The 21,165-nt window shown below is 48.6% G+C and carries 15 protein-coding genes; 1 reads left to right on the forward strand and 14 read right to left on the reverse strand.

Annotation, left to right across the window (positions count from 1 at the left end; translation table 11 throughout):
- Window positions 1-22 precede the first annotated feature (22 nt).
- The 14 genes from HF894_RS11335 to HF894_RS11400 all read right to left on the reverse strand — a co-directional run bounded on the left by HF894_RS11335 (window position 23) and on the right by HF894_RS11400 (window position 20,254).
- Window positions 23-1,639: a DUF6377 domain-containing protein gene (locus tag HF894_RS11335; protein WP_204972451.1), complete on the reverse strand. Its 1,617-nt coding sequence runs from the start codon at window positions 1,637-1,639 to the stop codon at window positions 23-25.
- Window positions 1,640-1,799: 160 nt separating this feature from the next.
- Window positions 1,800-4,001 (reverse strand): sodium-translocating pyrophosphatase, encoded by a 2,202-nt coding sequence (locus HF894_RS11340; RefSeq protein WP_204972453.1) that lies wholly within the window; start codon window positions 3,999-4,001, stop codon window positions 1,800-1,802.
- A gap of 340 nt (window positions 4,002-4,341) precedes the next feature.
- The gene (locus tag HF894_RS11345) at window positions 4,342-4,662 is read right to left on the reverse strand and encodes a heavy metal-binding domain-containing protein (RefSeq protein ID WP_021848115.1); all 321 of its coding nucleotides are present in this window, start codon (window positions 4,660-4,662) and stop codon (window positions 4,342-4,344) included.
- Between the two features lie 89 nt (window positions 4,663-4,751).
- Window positions 4,752-5,966: a cysteine desulfurase gene (locus tag HF894_RS11350; protein ID WP_021848116.1), complete on the reverse strand. Its 1,215-nt coding sequence runs from the start codon at window positions 5,964-5,966 to the stop codon at window positions 4,752-4,754.
- Between the two features lie 27 nt (window positions 5,967-5,993).
- Window positions 5,994-7,337, reverse strand: coding sequence for a Fe-S cluster assembly protein SufD (sufD, locus tag HF894_RS11355; RefSeq protein ID WP_204972455.1), 1,344 nt, complete (start codon window positions 7,335-7,337; stop codon window positions 5,994-5,996).
- 6 nt (window positions 7,338-7,343) lie between these two features.
- Complete coding sequence (gene sufC, locus HF894_RS11360) at window positions 7,344-8,102, reverse strand: Fe-S cluster assembly ATPase SufC (RefSeq protein ID WP_021848118.1); 759 nt, start codon at window positions 8,100-8,102, stop codon at window positions 7,344-7,346.
- Window positions 8,103-8,210: 108 nt separating this feature from the next.
- Window positions 8,211-9,665, reverse strand: coding sequence for a Fe-S cluster assembly protein SufB (gene sufB, locus HF894_RS11365; RefSeq protein WP_075318419.1), 1,455 nt, complete (start codon window positions 9,663-9,665; stop codon window positions 8,211-8,213).
- A 36-nt stretch (window positions 9,666-9,701) separates the two neighbouring features.
- Window positions 9,702-10,199, reverse strand: a complete 498-nt coding sequence (locus HF894_RS11370) for a CvpA family protein (protein ID WP_021848120.1) — start codon at window positions 10,197-10,199, stop codon at window positions 9,702-9,704.
- Between the two features lie 148 nt (window positions 10,200-10,347).
- On the reverse strand, window positions 10,348-13,326 hold the full coding sequence (gene infB, locus HF894_RS11375) for a translation initiation factor IF-2 (protein WP_204972457.1): 2,979 nt from the start codon (window positions 13,324-13,326) through the stop codon (window positions 10,348-10,350).
- A 128-nt stretch (window positions 13,327-13,454) separates the two neighbouring features.
- Entirely contained in the window at window positions 13,455-14,714 is a 1,260-nt protein-coding gene (nusA, locus tag HF894_RS11380; protein WP_021848122.1) for a transcription termination factor NusA, read from the reverse strand.
- 4 nt (window positions 14,715-14,718) lie between these two features.
- Window positions 14,719-15,186, reverse strand: a complete 468-nt coding sequence (rimP, locus tag HF894_RS11385; RefSeq protein WP_021848123.1) for a ribosome assembly cofactor RimP — start codon at window positions 15,184-15,186, stop codon at window positions 14,719-14,721.
- Window positions 15,187-15,286: 100 nt separating this feature from the next.
- Window positions 15,287-16,465 (reverse strand): mannonate dehydratase, encoded by a 1,179-nt coding sequence (uxuA, locus tag HF894_RS11390; protein WP_075318416.1) that lies wholly within the window; start codon window positions 16,463-16,465, stop codon window positions 15,287-15,289.
- 14 nt (window positions 16,466-16,479) lie between these two features.
- Window positions 16,480-18,702, reverse strand: a complete 2,223-nt coding sequence (locus HF894_RS11395; protein WP_204972458.1) for an alpha-L-rhamnosidase-related protein — start codon at window positions 18,700-18,702, stop codon at window positions 16,480-16,482.
- Window positions 18,703-18,763: 61 nt separating this feature from the next.
- Window positions 18,764-20,254 (reverse strand): alpha-L-fucosidase, encoded by a 1,491-nt coding sequence (locus HF894_RS11400; RefSeq protein WP_204972461.1) that lies wholly within the window; start codon window positions 20,252-20,254, stop codon window positions 18,764-18,766.
- Window positions 20,255-20,906: 652 nt separating this feature from the next.
- Here HF894_RS11400 and HF894_RS11405 point away from each other — a divergent pair.
- The coding region (locus HF894_RS11405) for a hypothetical protein (protein WP_204972463.1) at window positions 20,907-21,165 on the forward strand (259 nt) is incomplete at its 3' end.

Genomic DNA, 21,165 nt, shown 5'->3' on the forward strand with positions numbered 1-21,165 from the left:
AAAATATTAAATCAACATAAAATTAAGATTCCCGAGGTTTACAAATACGCAAAATATGATTGTCAAATTCATCTTTTGAAACGAGCGATTTAGCTTTTACCTTAGCTTTGTAGACATAAATCGTATTTTGTGAAATATTCAGGTATTTGGCCACCAATGCCGTGTCGGCAATACCCAACCGCATTAAGGCAAAGATACGTACTTCGGTGGGCAACATGCCACTATCGGTCAGACAAGCCTGATATTCCTCTGGAAAGAGTTTGTTATATTCCTCCAAGAAAGTAGGAAACAGTTTCAAGAAGGCGGCATCAAACGATGAAGACATACGCTCACGCTCCTGCCTGATATTGATTCCGTTAATGATAGACAGCAAATCATCATACTGTTTGGCTTTCAGTTTACGTTTCAACTGCTTACACTTCTCCTCTACATCATTCACAAAGGATGAATCACCATACAACGACTGAACGATATAACTGTCTTTTATCTCATTAGCCTCTTGCAGCTGCATATTGATGACAGACAACTGCCGATTGACCGCATCACGTTCACAGGCCTTCCGCTCGACTTCATTCCTTGCCTCGCACAAGCTACGATTCTTTTTCTTCAAAATGACATACAAAACGGCTAACAACAGCAAAGTAAGCAAAACAAAAGCGCCGAAGGCAAATAGGAAATTCCGCTGGCGGCTCATCTGTTCGTAACGGCGGCTTTCTATCAGCGGCAATATGGAGTTGATTTCCATTTTACGAATACGCGTGTTATAGAAGTTGGCATCACTCTGTGCCCTATGCACATAGCGTGTCGCACGGTCAATGTCGCCTGCCTCGTACATATAAGAGGCAAGCGTCTTGCCGGCGGAAGTCTCACGCGTATTAGAGCGAATGTCATTAATGGCAGAAAGCGCCATGTAATAGGTGGCTTCGGCTCTCCGCCCCAACTTGTCGCACATTTCACCTATCATGAAACATTGCACTGCCTGATCGTGTAGCGACAACGAATACTTACCCAGCAACTGTTTCCGCCTCTCAATAATAGAAGCCGGCGGAAGGAACTCCACCGAAAGCATGTCTTTCGTGTAAGTCCTCCGGTATACGTCAGCGTTCATAGCGGCACTTGCCAGCACTTGATCACGAGCCTGTTCACGCAAAGACTCGTAATGTTGCCAAAGGCTGTCGTTATCTACCGAAAAATCACGCATATTCTGATATAAATATAGGCATTGCGCGTAATAATGCTCCAACATTTGGGGACTCAAGCCTTCCACCGAAAAACTTCTATTCATCTCGTCGGCCTCTTTGTAAAACCCTACTGCCGTATAACAAAACATCAGGCTGCTCTTGGCCAACGCTATCGACTCCGGCTGCTGCAACTTCTCTGCCATCCACAAAGAACGCACAGCGTACACGTAAGCCGAATCGTATTGATAATGTTTGTATTCTTCAAACAGCTCGTTACATAAAGCAAAAGTGTGTTGGTCATCAGCCGACTGATGCAACAGGCTCTTCAATGAAACCAGTTTTTCTTCCTTCTTTTGCGTATATGCATCACACTGGCTCATCTCGTAATCCAACACATTCAATATCGAATCAATATTCAACCCCGTAACATCCGCTTGTGCCCTACTGGCAAACGACATTCCAACCAGAACTAATAAGGCAAAACAATAATTTAACCAGAATCTTGAAACCATTTCTTCCTTAATAAACATAAAGAACAAACTCACAAGGTGATACACAGAAGACTACCTCACCTCGCCAACTTGTCTACTGAAACAAAATTACGTTGTCCACTCCTACTCAGAACACACTCCACGCCACCGTCAGCCCGGCCATCACAATGGCCACCATCGACATCAGCTTGATAAGTATGTTCAGGCTCGGACCTGACGTATCCTTGAAGGGGTCACCTACGGTGTCGCCCACCACGGTGGCCTTGTGCACCTCGCTGCCCTTGCCGCCAAAGTTGCCTTCTTCCACGTATTTCTTGGCATTGTCCCAAGCACCACCCGAGTTTGCCATGAAGATAGCCAGTACAAAGCCACTGCTCAATCCGCCGATAAGCAACCCTAATACACCCGGTACGCCAAAGATAAGGCCTGTCAGAATAGGAGCAATGATGGCTATGAGCGATGGCACCACCATCTCACGTTGTGCACCTTTGGTCGATATGGCTACGCACCGTGCATAATCGGGTTCAGTCTCACCCGTGAGGATACCTTTGATTTCGCGGAACTGACGACGTACTTCGTCCACCATGTGTGCAGCAGCACGCCCTACGGCGTTCATCGTCAGACCGCAGAAGAGAAAGGCCATCATGGAGCCGATGAACATGCCCGAAAGCACCTTGGGATTCATCAGTGTCACGTCATAGTGATGCATGAAGTCAAAGAACGTGGCATCCTGCAAAGGCACCGTCGTGCCGCCCACATTGATTTCCGTCGTGCCCAGGCGAGTCAGCCCGATGCGTATTTCCTCCACATACGACGCCAGCAGAGCCAGTCCCGTCAAGGCTGCCGAACCGATGGCAAATCCCTTGCCCGTGGCCGCCGTCGTGTTGCCCAGCGAGTCGAGTGCATCGGTACGCTTGCGCACCTCGGCACCCAGCCCCGACATTTCGGCATTGCCGCCCGCATTGTCGGCAATGGGTCCGTAAGCATCTGTAGCCAGCGTGATACCCAGCGTGGAAAGCATACCTACAGCAGCAATACCGATTCCGTACAGACCAAGACCTACATTACTGAAATCAAAGCCTGAGGCAAAGAGATAGGAAGCAATGATACCCACCACCACAGCAATTACTGGAATGGCTGTAGAAAGCATACCCAACCCGATGCCCGAAATAATGACCGTAGCCGGCCCTGTCTTACCGCTTTCACTCAAGCGCTGCGTGGGTTTATAGGATTGCGAAGTATAGTACTCCGTCGAACGACCAATGACGATGCCTACCAGCAGCCCCACGACGACAGAACAGGAAATCCACATCCAATTATCGAGCTTAAGCAGCCAGAGGATGAGGAACGTAGCCACAACGATAAGTACCGAACTGAGATTTGTACCAAAGCCAAGCGCACCAAGCAGATCTTTCATCGTGGCATTCTCCTTCGTACGTACCGAAAAGATACCAATAATGGAAAGTATAATTCCCACCGCCGCGATGAGCATTGGTGCAATGACGGCCTTGTACTGCATCGTCGTATCCCCCGAATGAATAAAGGCCGCTGCACCCAGTGCCGCCGTAGCGAGAATGGAACCACAGTAACTTTCATAGAGGTCGGCACCCATACCAGCTACGTCGCCCACATTGTCGCCCACATTGTCTGCGATGGTCGCCGGATTGCGCGGATCGTCCTCAGGGATACCTGCTTCAACTTTACCTACAAGGTCGGCACCGACATCGGCAGCCTTCGTATAGATACCACCACCCACACGAGCGAACAGTGCCTGCGTAGATGCACCCATACCGAAGGTCAGCATCGTAGTAGTAATGACACAAAGTTTGTGCGTAGGCGTCAGTACGTCAGCTGGAATAACAGCGTTTAGCAGCAAATACCAAAATGAAATGTCCAGCAGACCTAATCCCACAACAACCAGCCCCATCACCGCGCCGCTGCGAAAGGCAATGCGTAGACCACCATTCAGCGACTGCCGGGCAGCATTAGCAGTACGAGCCGAAGCATACGTAGCCGTCTTCATGCCCAAAAAGCCCGACAAGCCCGAGAAGAAACCACCCGTCAGAAAGGCGATGGGCACCCAGTGGTTCTGCACATCAAAACCGTAAGCCATGACTGAGAACAGGATAACAAGGCCTAAGAAAACCCAGCCCACAATCTTGTACTGCTGCTTGAGATAAGACATGGCGCCTCGGCGTACCGCTGCGGCAATTTTAATCATCTGAGGCGTACCCTCACTCTGTTTCATCATCTGGCGATGGAAGTGCCAGGCAAAGCCGAGAGCCAGCACGGAAGCTGCCGGCACCAGCCAGAAAAGCAGTTGGTCCATAGCATTCTCAATTTTAAAGGTTCGAAATGATTGATTGCGCTAAAATATGGATTTAGAATGAAAAAAGCAAATCCGTACGCCAAGAATATCGCCTGAGCAAAAGCTATATCCCGTTAAAAAACAAAAACCAAAACCCTTCTTACCTACAAACAAGACAACGCTCTGCCAGCCTACTTCAAAGGACGGACCGTCGCTATAAACTATTTCTTGTGCACTGTCAAAACAGGCAGAAATATGTCGTGAAAATGAAAAACGAAACGAGAACGAAACATGTACCTCGCATCAAAGCGTTGCGGAACGTGTCTCGCCCTCGTTGCCCAATGTGGGAGGCTCAGAAGCGTCACTCCACCGTCACAGCCGTACCTGCAGCGGTCACCATCAGCATAGAGCCACTACCGCCCACGGTCTCATAGTCCAGATCGACGCCGATGACGGCGTTGGCACCTAGTGCGCGCGCCTGCTCTTCCATCTCGCGCAAGGCCGTTTCCTTGGCCTCGCGGAGCACTTCTTCGTAAGAACCACTGCGCCCACCCACAATGTCACGGATGCTGGCAAAGAGATCGCGGAAAACATTGGCACCGATAATGGTTTCGCCGGACACGATGCCATAGTAGCGGGTGATTTTCCCGCCGTCAATCATAGAGGTTGTTGTCAGTAACATAATTCGTTCGTTTTAAAAAGTCATTTGCTCCTATTAGACGCAGCGCAGTGGCAAAAAGTTGCAGCGAGCCGTTATTTTTCAACACCCGATCAAAACATCCGACTGACCCGCTCCACACCGGCAACCAACGCATCAATTTCTTCCTTCGTATTATACAGGGCAAACGAAGCACGGACAGTACCCTCAATGCCAAGGCGCTGCATCAACGGCTGAGCGCAGTGATGACCCGTACGGACGGCAATACCGAGACGGTCGAGTAAAGTACCCATATCGAAATGGTGGATGTCGCCCACAAGAAAGGATATAACGCTCCCCTTCTCGGCGGCCTCACCGAAGATGCGCATGCCGGGGATTTCCTTCAGGCGACGAGTTGCGTACTCAGTCAGATCGTGCTCGTAGGCGGCAATGCGGTCCATGCCAAGGGTCGTAACATAATCAAGTGCACGGGCCAGTCCGGTGGTGCCAATATAGTCGGGTGTGCCGGCCTCAAACTTGAAGGGCAGTTCATTAAACGTGGTCCGCTCGAAAGAGACGTGCTGAATCATCTCACCGCCGCCCTGATAGGGAGGCAGTTTATCGAGCCATTCCTCCTTGCCATAGAGCACGCCGACACCCGTTGGACCGTAGACCTTATGTCCGGAGAAAACATAAAAATCAGCATCGAGCGCCTGCACATCGACGGGCATGTGGGGGATGCTCTGGGCGCCGTCCACCAGCACGGGTACGCCGTGAGCGTGGGCAGTGGCAATCATATCTTTGACCGGATTGACCGTGCCAAGTACATTACTAACGTGCGTCACGCAGACAATGCGGGTACGTTCGGTGAAGAGCCGTTCGTATTCGTTGAGCAGCAGCTCGCCACAGTCGTTCATAGGGATGACACGAAGCTTGATGCCCTTGCGCATCTGCAGCAACTGCCAGGGGACAATGTTGCTGTGGTGCTCCATGGTGGAGACGATGACCTCGTCGCCCTCGCCGAGGAAGGCTTCGCCGAAGCTGGAGGCGAGCAAGTTGATGCTCTCCGTGGTGCCGCGGGTGAAGACGATTTCGTTGGTGCTGCGGGCGTTGATGAAGCGACGGACAGTCTCGCGGCTGGCTTCGTGGAGTTCAGTAGCCTGCTGAGAAAGGAAGTGAACACCGCGGTGGACGTTGGCGTTGACGCTGTAGTATTCATCAGTGATGGCATCAACTACGCATCGGGGCTTCTGGGTAGTAGCGCCGTTGTCCAGGTAAACCAGCGGCTTGCCATAAACAGTACGGGCGAGAATCGGAAAATCAGCCCTTATCTCTTCTACATTATACATAATAATAACAATTGATTGTCATTGATTTCATTTACAGATAGCACACCCCTGACATTTGTTCAGCTCGCCACGAAAGCGCTTCTCTACCAGCAGGTGCAACCGGTCGCGCAAGGCATCGAGACGAATAGTGTCGATAACCTCGTTGACGAAAGCAAACATCAACAGCAGACGGGCCTCATGCATCGGAATACCGCGCTGCCGCATATAGAACAGAGCTGCATCGTCCAACTGTCCGACCGTCGCCCCGTGGCTGCACTTCACGTCATCGGCATAGATTTCCAGCTGCGGCTGCGTGTACATGCGGGCTTCACGCGTAGCACATAGATTCCGATTGGTCTGTTGCGAAGAGGTATGCTGTGCCCCAGGACGCACCAGAACAAGTCCGGCAAAAGCACCCGTAGCCTGATCGTCGAGCACGTATTTGAAGAGTTCGTTCGATGTACAATGGGGCACAGCGTGGTCGATAGCAGTATGGTTGTCTACATGCTGGTTCTTATCGGCGATAACCATGCCGCAAAGATTGATTTCAGCTCCCTCGCCAGCCAAAGTAACATTGACGGAGTTGCGCGTCGTACCGCCTGTCAAGGTCATACCGTTCAGCAACACGTTGCTTCCGCTGTCCTGCTGGACATACATATTGCTGACACGTACAGTACTGTTGTGGGTTTCTTCCAGTTCGTAAAGGTCAAGAACAGCGTCGCGTCCCACAAAGATTTCCACCACCTGCGTAGCAAGGAAATTGACGGCATCCATGGCGTGGTCGCAAACCAGCATCCGTACCTGTGCACCGTCCTCCAATACGATAAGCACGCGACGGTTTACCATCAGATTGACATCGCTACGCAATATATTTACCAATTGTATGGGCCGTTCTACCACCACACCACTGGGCACGTAGAGCAACACGCCGTCCTCGGCCAGGGCGGTGTTGAGGGCCGTCACGCCATCTTTCTCGGTATCGGCCAAACGCCCGTAATACTTCTTCACCAATTCTGGATGTTCTGTCGCCAACTGTCGCAGGCTTCCCAAAAGCACACCTTCAGGCAGGTGCGACTTGGGCAATACTTTGTCATAAAAGGCATCGTTAACGACAAAATAGAGCGAAGTGCTCATGTTGGGCACATCACACTTGAACACGTCATAAGGATTAACGGGGATATCAAGCTGTTTCAGGTTGAGCCCATAGTCAGGTTCAAAGAGTTTACTGATATCAGTATATTTGTATTTCTCGTCCTCACGGGTGGGGAAACCGAGGCGCTCAAAGTCTGCAAAGGCCGCAGCACGCGGAGCATTCATTACCTCACAACTATGCTGGCATATCATAGCCTCACACTGCGAGAACAGATCAATGTATTGTTGTTCGGGTCTCATAATTCCTCACTCCTCATTTAACTGCTCTTTTTTTATCCAGTCGAAGCCGCGGCGTTCGATTTCCGTTGCCAATTCCGGTCCGCCCGTCTTCACAATACGGCCACCCAGAAGGACATGCACCACATCAGGCTTCAGGTAATCCAACAAGCGTTGATAATGCGTGATGACCATCGCAGACGTCTGCTCCGTACGCAGTTTATTGAAGCCTTCAGCTACAATACGCAAAGCATCCACATCGAGGCCAGAATCCGTTTCGTCCAAAATGGCAAAAGTCGGTTCGAGCATCGCCATCTGAAAGATTTCATTACGTTTCTTCTCGCCGCCACTGAAACCTTCGTTTACAGAGCGGTTGGCCAACTTACTGTCCAGTTCCACAATAGCCCGTTTCTCACGCATCAGTTTCAAAAACTCCGAAGCCGACAAGGCAGGCAGGTGGCGATACTTGCGTTGCTCATTGACAGCCGTACGCATAAAATTCACCATTGACACACCAGGAATCTCAACAGGTGTTTGAAAAGACAGGAAGATACCTTCATGAGCACGGTCTTCGGGTGACAAGGCCAATAAATCTTTGCCATTGAAGGTAATAGAACCATGTGTCACTTCATAAGCGGGATGTCCCACGAGAACATTACTCAACGTACTTTTTCCGGCACCGTTCTGTCCCATAAGGGCGTGCACCTCACCGTCACGAATCGTGAGGTTGATGCCTTTCAATATTTCTTTGCCATTGATGCTGGCATGAAGGTCTTTAATCTCTAACATAATTTTTATCATTAAGAATGAAGAATAAAGAATGAAAGTTGCCTTTCCTCATCCTGTCTTCCTCATCCGACTCATTTTATTCTTAATTCTTTATTATCCGTTCTTTATTTAACCCACGCTTCCTTCCAACGAAATACTCAACAGCTTCTGAGCCTCAACGGCAAACTCCATCGGCAACTTGTTGAGCACTTCTTTGGCATAACCATTCACAATGAGTCCTACGGCATCTTCACTCGAAATACCACGTTGATTACAGTAGAATATCTGATCTTCACTGATTTTACTGGTGGTCGCTTCGTGCTCCACCACTGCAGTTTCGTTATGGATATCCATATAGGGGAAGGTGTGTGCACCGCATTTATCACCCAACAAGAGCGAATCACACTGACTGTAGTTACGCGCATTGTCAGCCTTAGGGCTAACACGTACCAGTCCACGGTAGGAGTTCTCGCTCCGTCCGGCAGAAATTCCTTTACTGACGATAGTCGAACGGGTATTCTTTCCGATGTGGATCATCTTCGTACCCGTATCGGCCTGCTGGTAGTTATTGGTTACAGCCACACTGTAAAACTCAGCAATCGAATTATCACCCGCCAGGATACAAGAAGGATATTTCCACGTGATGGCACTACCCGTTTCTACCTGTGTCCACGACAGCTTACTATCTACACCTTTACAAATGCCACGTTTGGTAACGAAATTGTACACGCCACCTTTGCCTTCAGCATCACCCGGATACCAGTTCTGTACAGTGCTGTATTTCACTTCCGCACGATCATGTACTACAATCTCTACGATAGCAGCATGCAATTGGTTCTCATCACGCATAGGAGCAGTACAGCCTTCGAGATAGGAAACATAAGCATCATCATCGGCCACAATGAGCGTACGCTCAAACTGCCCCGTTCCCCGCGCATTGATACGAAAATAAGTAGACAATTCCATCGGGCACCGCACTCCTTTGGGAATATAAACGAAAGAACCGTCAGAGAACACAGCAGAATTGAGCGCGGCAAAGAAATTGTCGCGATAAGGCACCACAGAACCTAAATACTTCTGCACCAAATCGGGATGTTCACGGATAGCCTCACTCATGGAACAAAAAATGATACCTTTCTCCATTAATGTTTCTTTGAAGGTAGTCTTCACGGAGACAGAATCCATCACAGCATCCACAGCCATACCACTCAATGCCATCTGTTCTTCCAAAGGGATACCCAGCTTATTGAAGGTCTTGATCAGTTCGGGATCGACTTCGTCCATACTTTTCGGCCCTTCTTTTTTCTTGGTAGGGTCAGCATAATAGGAAATGGCCTGGTAATCAATTTCAGGAATACGGAGGTGAGCCCATGTAGGCATCTCCAGCGTCAACCAATGGCGATAAGCCTTCAGGCGAAACTCCAGCATCCAATCGGGTTCGCCCTTCTTCTCGGAAATCAAGCGGATGATATCTTCGTTCAAGCCCTTCTCGATGACGTCAGTGTGCACATCGGTCGTGAAACCGTACTTGTACTTTTCCTGCGTAAGTTCCTTGACATATTTATTAGGTTCTTCTTGTCGCATATCTTGTCTATATTCAAGTTCATCAAAATTTCACTGTCATAAGAATTCGACAGCCATTTCTTTAGCCGCAGGTAAAAAGACACCTGCAAACTTTTCCAACGGATAATATAACACAGACTCCCGCTTTTTTGTTTTCTTCAGGAGCGCATTGTCCGTATCAATATATTCGACCACACAAATCAGCAGACTTACCAGCAAAGCAGACTTCAGCAGGCCTAATCCGGCACCCAGCAGACGGTTGACCCATCCTAACGAAACGGCTTCCATCGCCTTGGTCAACAACAAAGCCAACAGCAAGAATGCCAGCGGAACAGCCAGCCAAATAATCACGAAAGCGATGCCTTGTGCCACTGTCAACGAGTCGGTTAGCGGCAGAAATATCCGCTCGGCCACGGTAGCATACAATGCCTTGGCGATCAACAGACCGGCTACAAGCCCCAGCAAACCAGCTAACTGTCTGAGAAAGCCTTTGGCAAACCCCACTATGGCTCCCGCCCCCAGAATGACGAGTATAATGATATCTATGGTGGTCATACTTTTTATGATATAAATAAATCAGCCGCAGACTACACCAACAACGCAGATTTCACCCGTTCCTACAGCTCGGCAGCACGATTGATTCGCGCAGCATAAAATCCGTGTCGTCCGCGTTGTCTGCGGCTGAAAGTCTAACTATTCAGAATCAGAGTGTCTGTTTTACTTCCACTTCCTCGAATGTTTCGATGACATCGCCCACCTTGATGTCGTTGCAACCAGTCAGGCTAATACCGCATTCAAAGTTAGTTCCGACTTCTTTCACATCATCCTTGAAGCGCTTCAAGGCATTGATATTGCCGGTAAATACCACAATACCATCACGAATCAGACGAGCCTTATCGGTACGTTTCACCTTACCGGTCTTCACCATCGCACCGGCTACTACGCCAACCTTACTGATATTGAAGACCTCACGCACTTCGATAGTAGCGGTAACCTGTTCCTTCAATGTCGGAGCAAGCATACCCTCCATTGCAGACTTCACCTCCTCGATAGCATCATAGATGACAGAATACTTACGGATATCTACACCCTCCTGTTCGGCCAGTTTGGCAGCAGCTCCCGAAGGACGCACCTGGAAGCCTACGATAATGGCATCCGAAGCAGCAGCCAAGGATACATCCGATTCAGAAATCTGTCCCACGCCTTTGTGGATAACGTTGACTTGGATCTGTTCTGTAGACAACTTGATCAACGAATCGCTCAAGGCCTCTACCGAACCGTCCACGTCGCCTTTCACGATGACATTCAGCTCGTGGAAGTCGCCCAATGCCAGACGGCGGCCCACTTCGTCGAGCGTCAGCATCTTCTGCGTACGCAGACCCTGTTCGCGCTGCAACTGCTCACGCTTATTGGCAATCTCGCGTGCTTCCTGTTCGGTTTCAATCACGTGGAACGTATCACCTGCGGCAGGGGCTCCGTTCAGGCCCAGAATAAGAGCAGGTTCAGACGGACCGGCCTGTGTCATTCGCTGGTTACGCTCGTTGAACATCGCTTTCACCTTACCATAATTGGTTCCGGCCAAAACGATATCACCTACTTTCAACGTTCCGTTGGATACCAACACAGTTGCTACATAACCGCGACCTTTGTCAAGCGACGACTCGATAATAGATCCTGTAGCTTTACGATTGGGGTTAGCCTTCAGTTCCAACATTTCAGCCTCCAACAATACTTTCTCCATCAATTCAGGAACGCCAATACCTTTCTTAGCCGAGATATCCTGAGACTGGTACTTACCGCCCCATTCCTCTACCAGGAAATTCATGTTGGCCAGTTCTTCCTTGATCTTATCGGGATTGGCAGTCGGCTTATCTATCTTGTTGATGGCAAATACGATGGGAACGCCGGCAGCCATGGCATGGTTGATAGCCTCCTTGGTCTGCGGCATGACGTTATCGTCGGCTGCCACAATGATGATGGCAATATCCGTCACCTTGGCACCACGGGCACGCATGGCGGTAAATGCTTCGTGACCCGGCGTATCAAGGAACGTAATCTTACGTCCGTCTTCCAACGTCACGTGATAAGCACCGATGTGCTGCGTAATACCGCCCGCTTCACCGGCAATCACATTCGCCTTACGGATATAGTCGAGCAACGATGTCTTACCATGGTCTACGTGACCCATCACGGTTACAATCGGAGCACGAGGTTCCAAATCTTCCTCTGCATCCTCTTCTTCCACGATGGCCTGTGCCACTTCCGCACTTACATATTCCGTCTTAAAGCCGAATTCTTCAGCCACCAGATTAATGGTCTCGGCATCCAGACGCTGGTTAATGGACACCATGATACCGATGCTCATGCAGGTACCGATGACTTGCGTAACGGGTACGTCCATCATATTGGCCAGCTCGTTGGCTGTCACAAACTCTGTCAACTTCAATACTTTGCTATCAGCCATTTCCTGACTTTCAAGCTCATGCATACGGTCGGCAGCCTGTTCACGTTTCTCCTTGCGGTATTTGGCTCCTTTACTCTTGCCTTTCGATGTGAGACGTGCCAAAGTTTCTTTCACCTGTTTAGCAACATCTTCCTCACTGACTTCCTGTTTGATAACAGGTTTCTTGAAACGATCTTTATTTTTCTTGCCTCCCTGTTGCTGTCCGGCGGTATTTCCACCCTTCTGATGGTCGCCTTTCTGATAGCTGGAAGCATTGTTGATATCTACTTTCTCCTTGTTGATACGAACGCGTTTCTTTTTACCACCGCCTTCACCATCATTTTCATCCCTCATCTTGCTGTCTTCACGACGGATTTCTTTCATGATGGCTTCTTTCATCTGACGTCTCTGGTCAAGGCGCTGTTTTTCCTTTTCTTCACGTTCTTTACGCTTTTCCTCCTTCGACTTCTTTTTGGGGCGAGTCGACTGATTCAAAGCAGCAAGGTCTATTTGACCGATAACGTTAATTTTCGAAACAAACTCAGGTTTGCGAATTGTAAAGATCTCCTCAGAGCTATCAGCCGACTTTGTTTCTTCAACTGGAGCTTCCTCTTCTTTTTCTACCTTCACGTCTGTTGTTTCATCCGAATGGTGTTCCTCTTCAGTCACATCCTGAGTCTGAGGTTCTTCCACAGGCGCTTCGACAGCCTTCTCTTCCACGGTTTCCTGAACAGGCTCTACTTCCGAAACTTTTTCGGCAACTTGTGCCTCAACCTCTTCCGAAGGCATTTCTTTAACTTCCGGCTTCGGTTGAACTGGCTCTACAACCGGTCCTGGTTTCTGCTCTTCCACTTCTTTTTCTTTCTCAACCACAGGTTTCTTACCCAGATTATCCAAATCAATCTTGCCTACAGGTTTAAACTTAGGACGTACATCTTCGGGAATTACAGTTTTAATTTCCTCCACCTTTTCCTTCACGGATTCCTTCGTTTCATAGCCTTCGATAGCCACAGACGCTTTGTTGCGTTCTTTGGTTTGACGTTCCTGCAAGAAGCGCTCGGACTTCATTTTAAGATCCTTGTCTGTACTGAATTCTTTTTTCAGCAACTCAAACTGTTCATCGGTAATTTTCGTATTCGGATTTGCCTCTACGACAAAACCCTTTTTCTGTAAGAATTCAACAGCCGTCGTAATTCCCACATTCAAATCTCGTGTTACTTTATTTAACCTTATCGTCATATTTTACTTTTAATGATTTTAATGTGCCAATGTACTAATGTGCCAATAAATCGCCCCTCTTCCTCGATGTGCCTCACTGCTTTCACCAGTACATTAGCACATTCAAATCATATATATTAACACATCTATTATTCTTCTTCAAATTCCTGTTTCAAAATGCGCAGCACTTCGTCTACAGTTTCTTCCTCCAAGTCGGCTTTTTCAATCAGCATCTCACGAGGAGCGTTCAATACAGCCTTGGCTGTATCGATACCGATACCCTTGATTGCATCAATAACCCAACCTTCGATTTCATCACGGAATTCATCCAGATAGATATCTTCATCTTCCACATTTCCATCAATTTCGCGGAAGACATCAATGGTATATTCAGTCAGCATACTGGCCAACTTGATGTTCAAACCACCTTTACCAATGGCCAATGAAACTTCTTCGGGTTTCAAGAACACTTCCGCCTTGCGTTCTTCCTCATTCAAGCGGATGGAAGAAATTTTGGCAGGGCTCAATGCACGCTGGATGAACAGCTGTACATTCGAAGTATAATTGATGACATCAATGTTCTCATTGCGAAGTTCGCGCACAATACCGTGGATACGGCTTCCCTTCACACCGACACATGCGCCTACCGGATCAATACGGTCGTCATAGCTTTCTACAGCAATTTTAGCACGTTCGCCAGGAATACGGGCTATCTTACGAATGGTAATAAGGCCATCATTGATTTCAGGTACTTCCATCTCGAACAGACGCTGCAAGAAGACGGGAGAAGTACGGCTCAAGATAATCTTCGGATTGTTGTTCTTGTTGTCTACACGAGCCACCACCGCACGGGCAGTTTCTCCCTTACGATAGAAGTCGCTCGGTATCTGCTCGGTCTTAGGCAGCAGCAATTCGTTGCCTTCATCGTCGAGCAGCAGCATTTCTTTCTTCCAAATCTGGTAGACTTCGGCATTCACAACCGTTCCTACCTTGTCGATATATTTGTTGTAAAGGCTGTCTTTTTCCAGTTCCAATATCTTGGAGGCCAACGTCTGGCGCAAGTTCAGGATGGCACGACGGCCAAATTTCGCGAAATTCACCTCGTCTGTCACTTCTTCACCCACTTCGTACGAAGCATCTATTTTCTGTGCCTCGCTCAGGGATATCTGCAGATTAGGGTTCGTCAGGTCCTCATCGGCAACCACCTCACGGTTACGCCAGATTTCGAAGTCACCCTTATCGGGGTTTACAATGACGTCGTAATTCTCATCCGTACCAAACATTTTCGCAATCACGCTACGGAACGACTCCTCAAGTACGCTCACCATCGTGGTTCTGTCGATATTCTTCAGCTCCTTAAACTCCGAAAATGTGTCAATCATGCTGACAGTCTCTTCTTTCTTGGCCATAATCTTATTTAAAACTGATTAAGTATTTAGTATATTTTATTTCTTCGTACGTAAAGTTCAAATCTTCATCCACCATCTTCGGGCGTTTCATGCCCTCTTCCTTCACTTTCTTCTGGATGGTAACCGTAAAATGCTGTTCATCGGCCTCCTTCAGTACGCCACTCAGTTTACGTCCATCCTTGGTCAGCACTTCTACCTCCTCACCAATGTGGTTCATGTACTGCTGAAGTACCTTGAAAGGCTGTCCGATACCGGCCGAGCCTACTTCCAGTTCGAAATCCTCCGCGTCGCGGTTCAGGCGGGATTCGATATAGCGGCTCAACTCCACACAATCTTCTATCCAAACACCGTCTTTGTGGTCGATCTCCACCACAATCTTGTCATCAGGACTCACCGTTACCTCCACCAGGAAGTAATCTTTGTCCTTCAACCAATCTTCTACAATTTCACAAATCGTTTTTTTCTCTATCATATAAACCGTATAAGAATAAAAAAGAGGAGCTTGATTGCCCCTCCACCTTTCATCCGTTTCCGTTTGCAAAGATATAAATAATCTGTTCGACTACAAAATATTAGGAGAAAAAAGTCGGAAATTTACGCACCATTGCCATCATACCTTCCACCTGAGCCAATGCAAGCATCCGTCCATGGAAGGAATAACCGGGGTTATAGCCCTTGTTTCTATCATCCAACATCAGCCGGCCATGGTCGACACGCATAGGCACATCGGGCAGATTCTTTTCGTAAAAAGCAACCAGCTCAGGCACGCGTCCGCGCCCTTCCAGATGGGACGCTTCCATGAAATTTCCATCTTCCATGACATTTGTACTACGTAAATGCACGAAACGAGTACGTGAGGCAAAGCGACGGGCAAGTTCGACCACGTCATTCTGCAAACCTGCACTCAGCGAACCGGCACAGAAGGTCAACCCGTTGTGAGGATTGTCCACCGCCTTGAGCAGCCAGTCGATGTCTTCACCCGAAGTGACAATACGAGGCAATCCCAGCATCTGATAAGGCGGATCATCGGGATGTATGCACATATCCACGCCGCAAGCATCGCAGACAGGCATGATGGCTGACAGAAAATAACACAGGTTGTCACGCAGCTGATGGCGGTCGATCCCCTCGTAGCGCGACAAAAGTTCTCTAAACAATTGTACAGGATCGGGCGTATGGCCGTCAATATTGCCATTCACAAAGCCTTGCGTCTTGACAATTACAGTATCTATCAACTCATACTTTTCTTCATCCGTAATGGTCTTTGCTAGCTCGTCCACCTTCTGCAATTCTTCCGCCGTATAGTCAGCTTCAGCCCCTTTACGTTGCAAAATCCGACAATCGAAGTAGGCAAAACGTATCTTGTCAAAATACAACGAGGAAGAGCCGTCTTCCCATCGATGGTTCAAGTCAGTACGTATCCAGTCGATGACGGGCATGAAATTATAACACACTGTTTTGATCCCTGCTTTCGACAGGTTTGCCAGGCTTATTCCATAGTTTTCTATCAGGCGATCGCGCTCCTTGCCACCATACTTGATGGCTTCGCTCACGGGCAAACTTTCCACCACCGACCAGCGCAATCCTGCCCGTTCTATATAGTCGCGCAGCTCCGCAATCGCCTCCAGCGGCCAGATCTCGCCGTTGGGGATATCGTGCAACGCCGTCACAATGCCTTCCACACCAATTTGTCGGAGCATGTCCAACGTAATCGGATCTTTTTTACCAAACCACCTCCATGTCTTTTCCATAATCTGCTCAAATCTTATTTATCAGGAAGATTTCCAAACTCGATCTTCCAAACGCCTGTTTTCAATACCATTCCTGCTTCGGCAGGTTTCCCATTCACACGCATTTGTGTATATCCATCAGGCAAACCCACCAATCCAGCCGTACCTTCGGGCACTGCCAGTTCAAGCACACATCGCTCTGCATCCTTTTTCACATCAGCCTCGATGAAGCGTCCGCCCGCAAGCGGCACCGTCACTTTCACATGGCTCAAGTTTCCTAAATTGGGACAAACCGAAAAAACTTTAAAGCCAGGCTCTACCACCTTCACGCCAGCCACGTAACTACTCAAGATAGTCAGCGGGCCTCCGCTCCAAGCATGGTTATAACTACCACCTCCAAAGCCTTCCTTGCCGATGCCCCAGCCTTCCCACAACGTGGTCAGCGGACTGTCCACCATCGCTTCGTAGCGTAGCCTCATCCTGTCCATCGCATCCTGATAGTATCCCATCTCACAAAGGGCCTGCAAAACATATTTTTCCATATAAGGGCTGGCATGGTACTGCTGACGGAAGAAAGGACGAATAGTCGGATAAAGTTCCTTAGGCAACACACCCGCCACAACGGCCAAGGCCTGGGCACGGTCGTCAGGTTGTCCCTCATAGTCGGGCGACTTGTAATACGCCCCCGTCCAATACTTCTGATGGAAGACTTGGCGCAGGCGGTCATTGGTTTCGTCCGCCCAACGCGCTTCTGCCAGCTCATCCACCAGACGGGCCATGTGGGCATAGCCGTCCAAAGCGATGGAATACCACAGGCTAAACAGAAGTCCCATATCCTTGTTGTCGCCCCAGTCGCCCCATGTCCATCCACCCTTGCGAGGAATAACCAGCCCGTCGGGAGAGGTCTTCCAGACGTGGATGTATTTCTTCACTCTTGGAAACACGTATTCAATCAGTTCCTTGTCGCCCGTCCCCATATAGTACGTCCAGAAGCCATAATAGCCCACACTGGCCAGCATCTGCATGGGCAGTTCGTCCTTATAATTGCCAGCAGGCACAGGAGCAAAAATCGTACTGTCCGCTCGCTGCCAGTCCATCAGCTCACAGATGCCTTTGCGTGTCAGCCGATGTGCTCTCTCGTCCAAGGCATAAAAAGCCTCGCCAAGTTCATTCACCACGTCGCCCCACCATTGTGCCCGCTCTCGGTCAGGGCAATCCATATAGGTGTCGCGCATCGTGATGTAGAGTGTACGTTGCGACTTCGTCCATAGGCGGGTCAGGAAAGGATCGTCACACCAGAAACTGCCTGCAAAATCCGTATCATATCCCGTCTCGCGATATTTCAGCTCCAACACCTCACAACCTTCAGGGATGGTATAGATGACATAATGGCCGTTCATCCATCCGCGACATTCAAACTCCTGAACGCCTTCACGCGTAATATATTCGGCAAACACATTTGTAGCCGAACCACCCCGATAGTCATCCGTACGGATGTCAATCTTTCGGCCGGCTACCGACTTTACTTTCAGATAAGGAGTTATCTGCGCATTGTAGGGCAAATAAGCTAGAATCTGATTTCCCTGCCGCTCCGTCCTTGTATAGGTTTTCAGGCCATAGTCTTTCCATTGAGGAATGGGACGATCCACCAACTGATTCCATCCGGCCTCCTCCAACGACACCCGTCGAGCCTTGCTCCAACTGCTGTCATCATAGTCGGGTTGCTGAAAAGCAATGTCCTTCGCGGCATCGAATCCGATGTTCGACTCAGGCAAACGATAGTTGGGCTTTTCTCCTTCAGGTAAATAATAGGCTGGATGCCTGCACACCTTCCAAGCTTTGTCCGTATCCAGCACCTTACCGTCCACCGACAAACGGAAAGCCAATCCAGGCGTCGGCGAATTGCGATGGCTGAACCCGTCCTTGCCAAAGTACCACACCAATACGGCTACCGTATTATCGCCTTCGCGCAAGCCCTGCGCCCCACGAAGCACGTCGCAATACGTATCCTTCGGATTAGGTCCCCGCTTCAGTCCGCCTTCCCTCACCTGCAATTCGCCATTCACCCAAAGCCAATACTTGCTATCCGCCGCGATACGAAGTTCCACATCCGACGGCTCGTCCTCCAAGTACAGATTCATGCGATAACAAAGCCACATGCCAGGCGACACAGCCTCCGAGGCAGGTAAAGTCAAGACTTGTGCGGAGCAGACGATTGCGCACAAAAAAGCGAACACAATACTAAATATCGTTTTCATATCTTATCCAATGTTTGTGTAGAGGTGCAATATTCGTAATTTTTTTCGAAAACAGCAAATATCAGTCGACTTCCTGAACATATATCTCGTCAATCGATGGAGGCAAGGAAGCATTCAGCACTTTCAGACGAATTTTGTCTGTCTGATAGATATAAGGAAATCTGATCACCTTACAATCTCCCATCGGTTCGTCAGAAACATATACACACTCCCAATCGCCATCTTTCCAGATATCGATACGATAGGATTGTATCCGATTCACACGTTTGTTCGAGAAGCCATCAGAAGAATTCACCGCATCACAATGCTCAAACACTACGACCTTGTTGAACGATTTCATGCCGTCGAACGAAATGACGAGTTCCGCATGCACATCGTCCGCCGCCCAACGGGTTTGCATTCCTCCGTCGATCGCATAAGCTGCACCATACAGTCCCTCATTGTTCTCGTATACCGATGAAGCCGTAGCCATCCCACCCTCAGTCAGCCACGCACTTCCTACAGGCAGCGGGCGGTCTTGGTGCAAATGCAAACGCTCCTTGTTCAACGCAATGATATGATTGGCCTCATTCTCGCGGATACGTCCCGTCTGATCGGGAGGGACATTAACCACCAATGTATTGTTGCCCGAAGTACACCAATAGAACAATTCTTCCAGTTCATCCAGGCTACGCACCGTTTTGGGGGTATTCTTCTGAAACCAGTTCCACTCCTTACTGATGCAGACCGTATGCTCAAACGGCAGATAGTAGGAATTACCGCCATACAGATATTGCTTCTTGTCAAGCTTGTGCGCAATCTTCGGATCCCACAAGCGGAAATCCGTAGGGAAGTATTGCAGATAATACTTATTGTCCACCAGCATCGAATCCGGCAAAATATGTTTACGGCTTCCTTCACGATCGACCACCGTATGATTCACCCCGACAGCACAGTTAGGTTGCATCTTCTTCACCTCGGCATATACACGAGGAAGATCCCAATCCTTTACAGGACGATCCCAGCCGCCATCAAACCATAATTCACAAATCGGACCATAGTTCAAAAACAACTCCCGAAGCTGCCCAATCATATAGTCGATATATTTCTTCGGATCCTTATCACGATACGACGGCTCGTGCCTGTCCCACAACGAATAATAAACACCAAATTGAAGTCCATATTTCCGACAGGCATCCGAAACCGCCTTTACCACATCCGTCTTAACGGGCGAAGAGGCCACATCGTAATTCGTATACTGGCTGTCCCATAAGCAGAAACCGTCATGGTGCTTCGTTACGAGCAACACATATCGGAAACCAGCATCACGTGCCACCCGTACCCACTGGTCACAATCCAAACGTGTCGGGTTATATTTATCCACCGGCACTGTCCCGTCCGACCATTCATCGCCCGAGAAAGTATTCACCCCAAAATGAACAAACATACCATACCCGCGCTCTATCAGTTCACGCTGCGTCTGATTAGGCTCCTCAGCCGGCGTGATGGCTTGCCCATACGTACAACAAAGCCCTGCTATCAGCAGAAAGCCCAATAATAAATATTTTTTCATGCCCTATTTAGTTTAAACAATCCACGACAAAGATAGGGAAAGTTGAAAGCAGAAGAAACAAGCTTGCTTGATTTTTTTGCTGAGACGCCCCCTATCTTATCAAAAGAAAGGGAAAGTTGAATGCAGAAACAAATGAAAACATAGTTTTCAATATTCCCTTTCACCAAGTCCATAGTTACACTTCCCAAGTCCCTCTTTACGCCCGTCAAGTCCATGTTTATACCAGCCAAGTTATCTTCCCTATTCTCCAATGCCCCCTTTGACACAAAACACCGTTTCATCCCTAAGGAAGCATTGCTTTACAAAGAACAAAACAGTGCTTTACCGAAAACGATGCATTCACATCCATAAGTAAAAATACGTTTAGCCTAAAATGGATTCACGGTTTCACAATCGTCGTATCTTGTTTTAAACGTAAAAGTTAGGGTGAAAGCAAAAGCGTACAAATACGGGAACTATGCATGTTTCATCGCAAAATACTGAATTTAAACAGTTTACAATAAATTCACAGCCAATAAGCTCTGAAATCAATTTGTGAAAGCAATGCAATGTTGATTTCCGTTGATTATTGTTGATTATCGTCCGTTATTTACGCTGAAAAACTTGACTTCGCCTTCCTGATGTCGTATCTTTACGAGAAAAAGATACGCCTATGAATCTGATCTGCCAATTGAGAGATTTCTTTTTTCGTGAAGAACCATTCGTTTCGTCGTACGACCGGCTGCTTGCCGACCTGAACCGTGCTTGTTCCAGTCTGCCCGAAGGACAGGCCTTTCTCGTGACAGGCGACGGCGAGTTCACTGTCCGCCTGACCTGGAAACCCCGGCAGGAAGATGCGGAGAAACGCATGTTCAGCCTGAACGGACAGAATGAAGTGACGGAATGGGTAGAAACAGCTCCATCTGCCGTGG

The organism is Caecibacteroides pullorum (assembly GCF_019239235.1).
Taxonomy (GTDB): domain Bacteria; phylum Bacteroidota; class Bacteroidia; order Bacteroidales; family Bacteroidaceae; genus Bacteroides; species Bacteroides pullorum.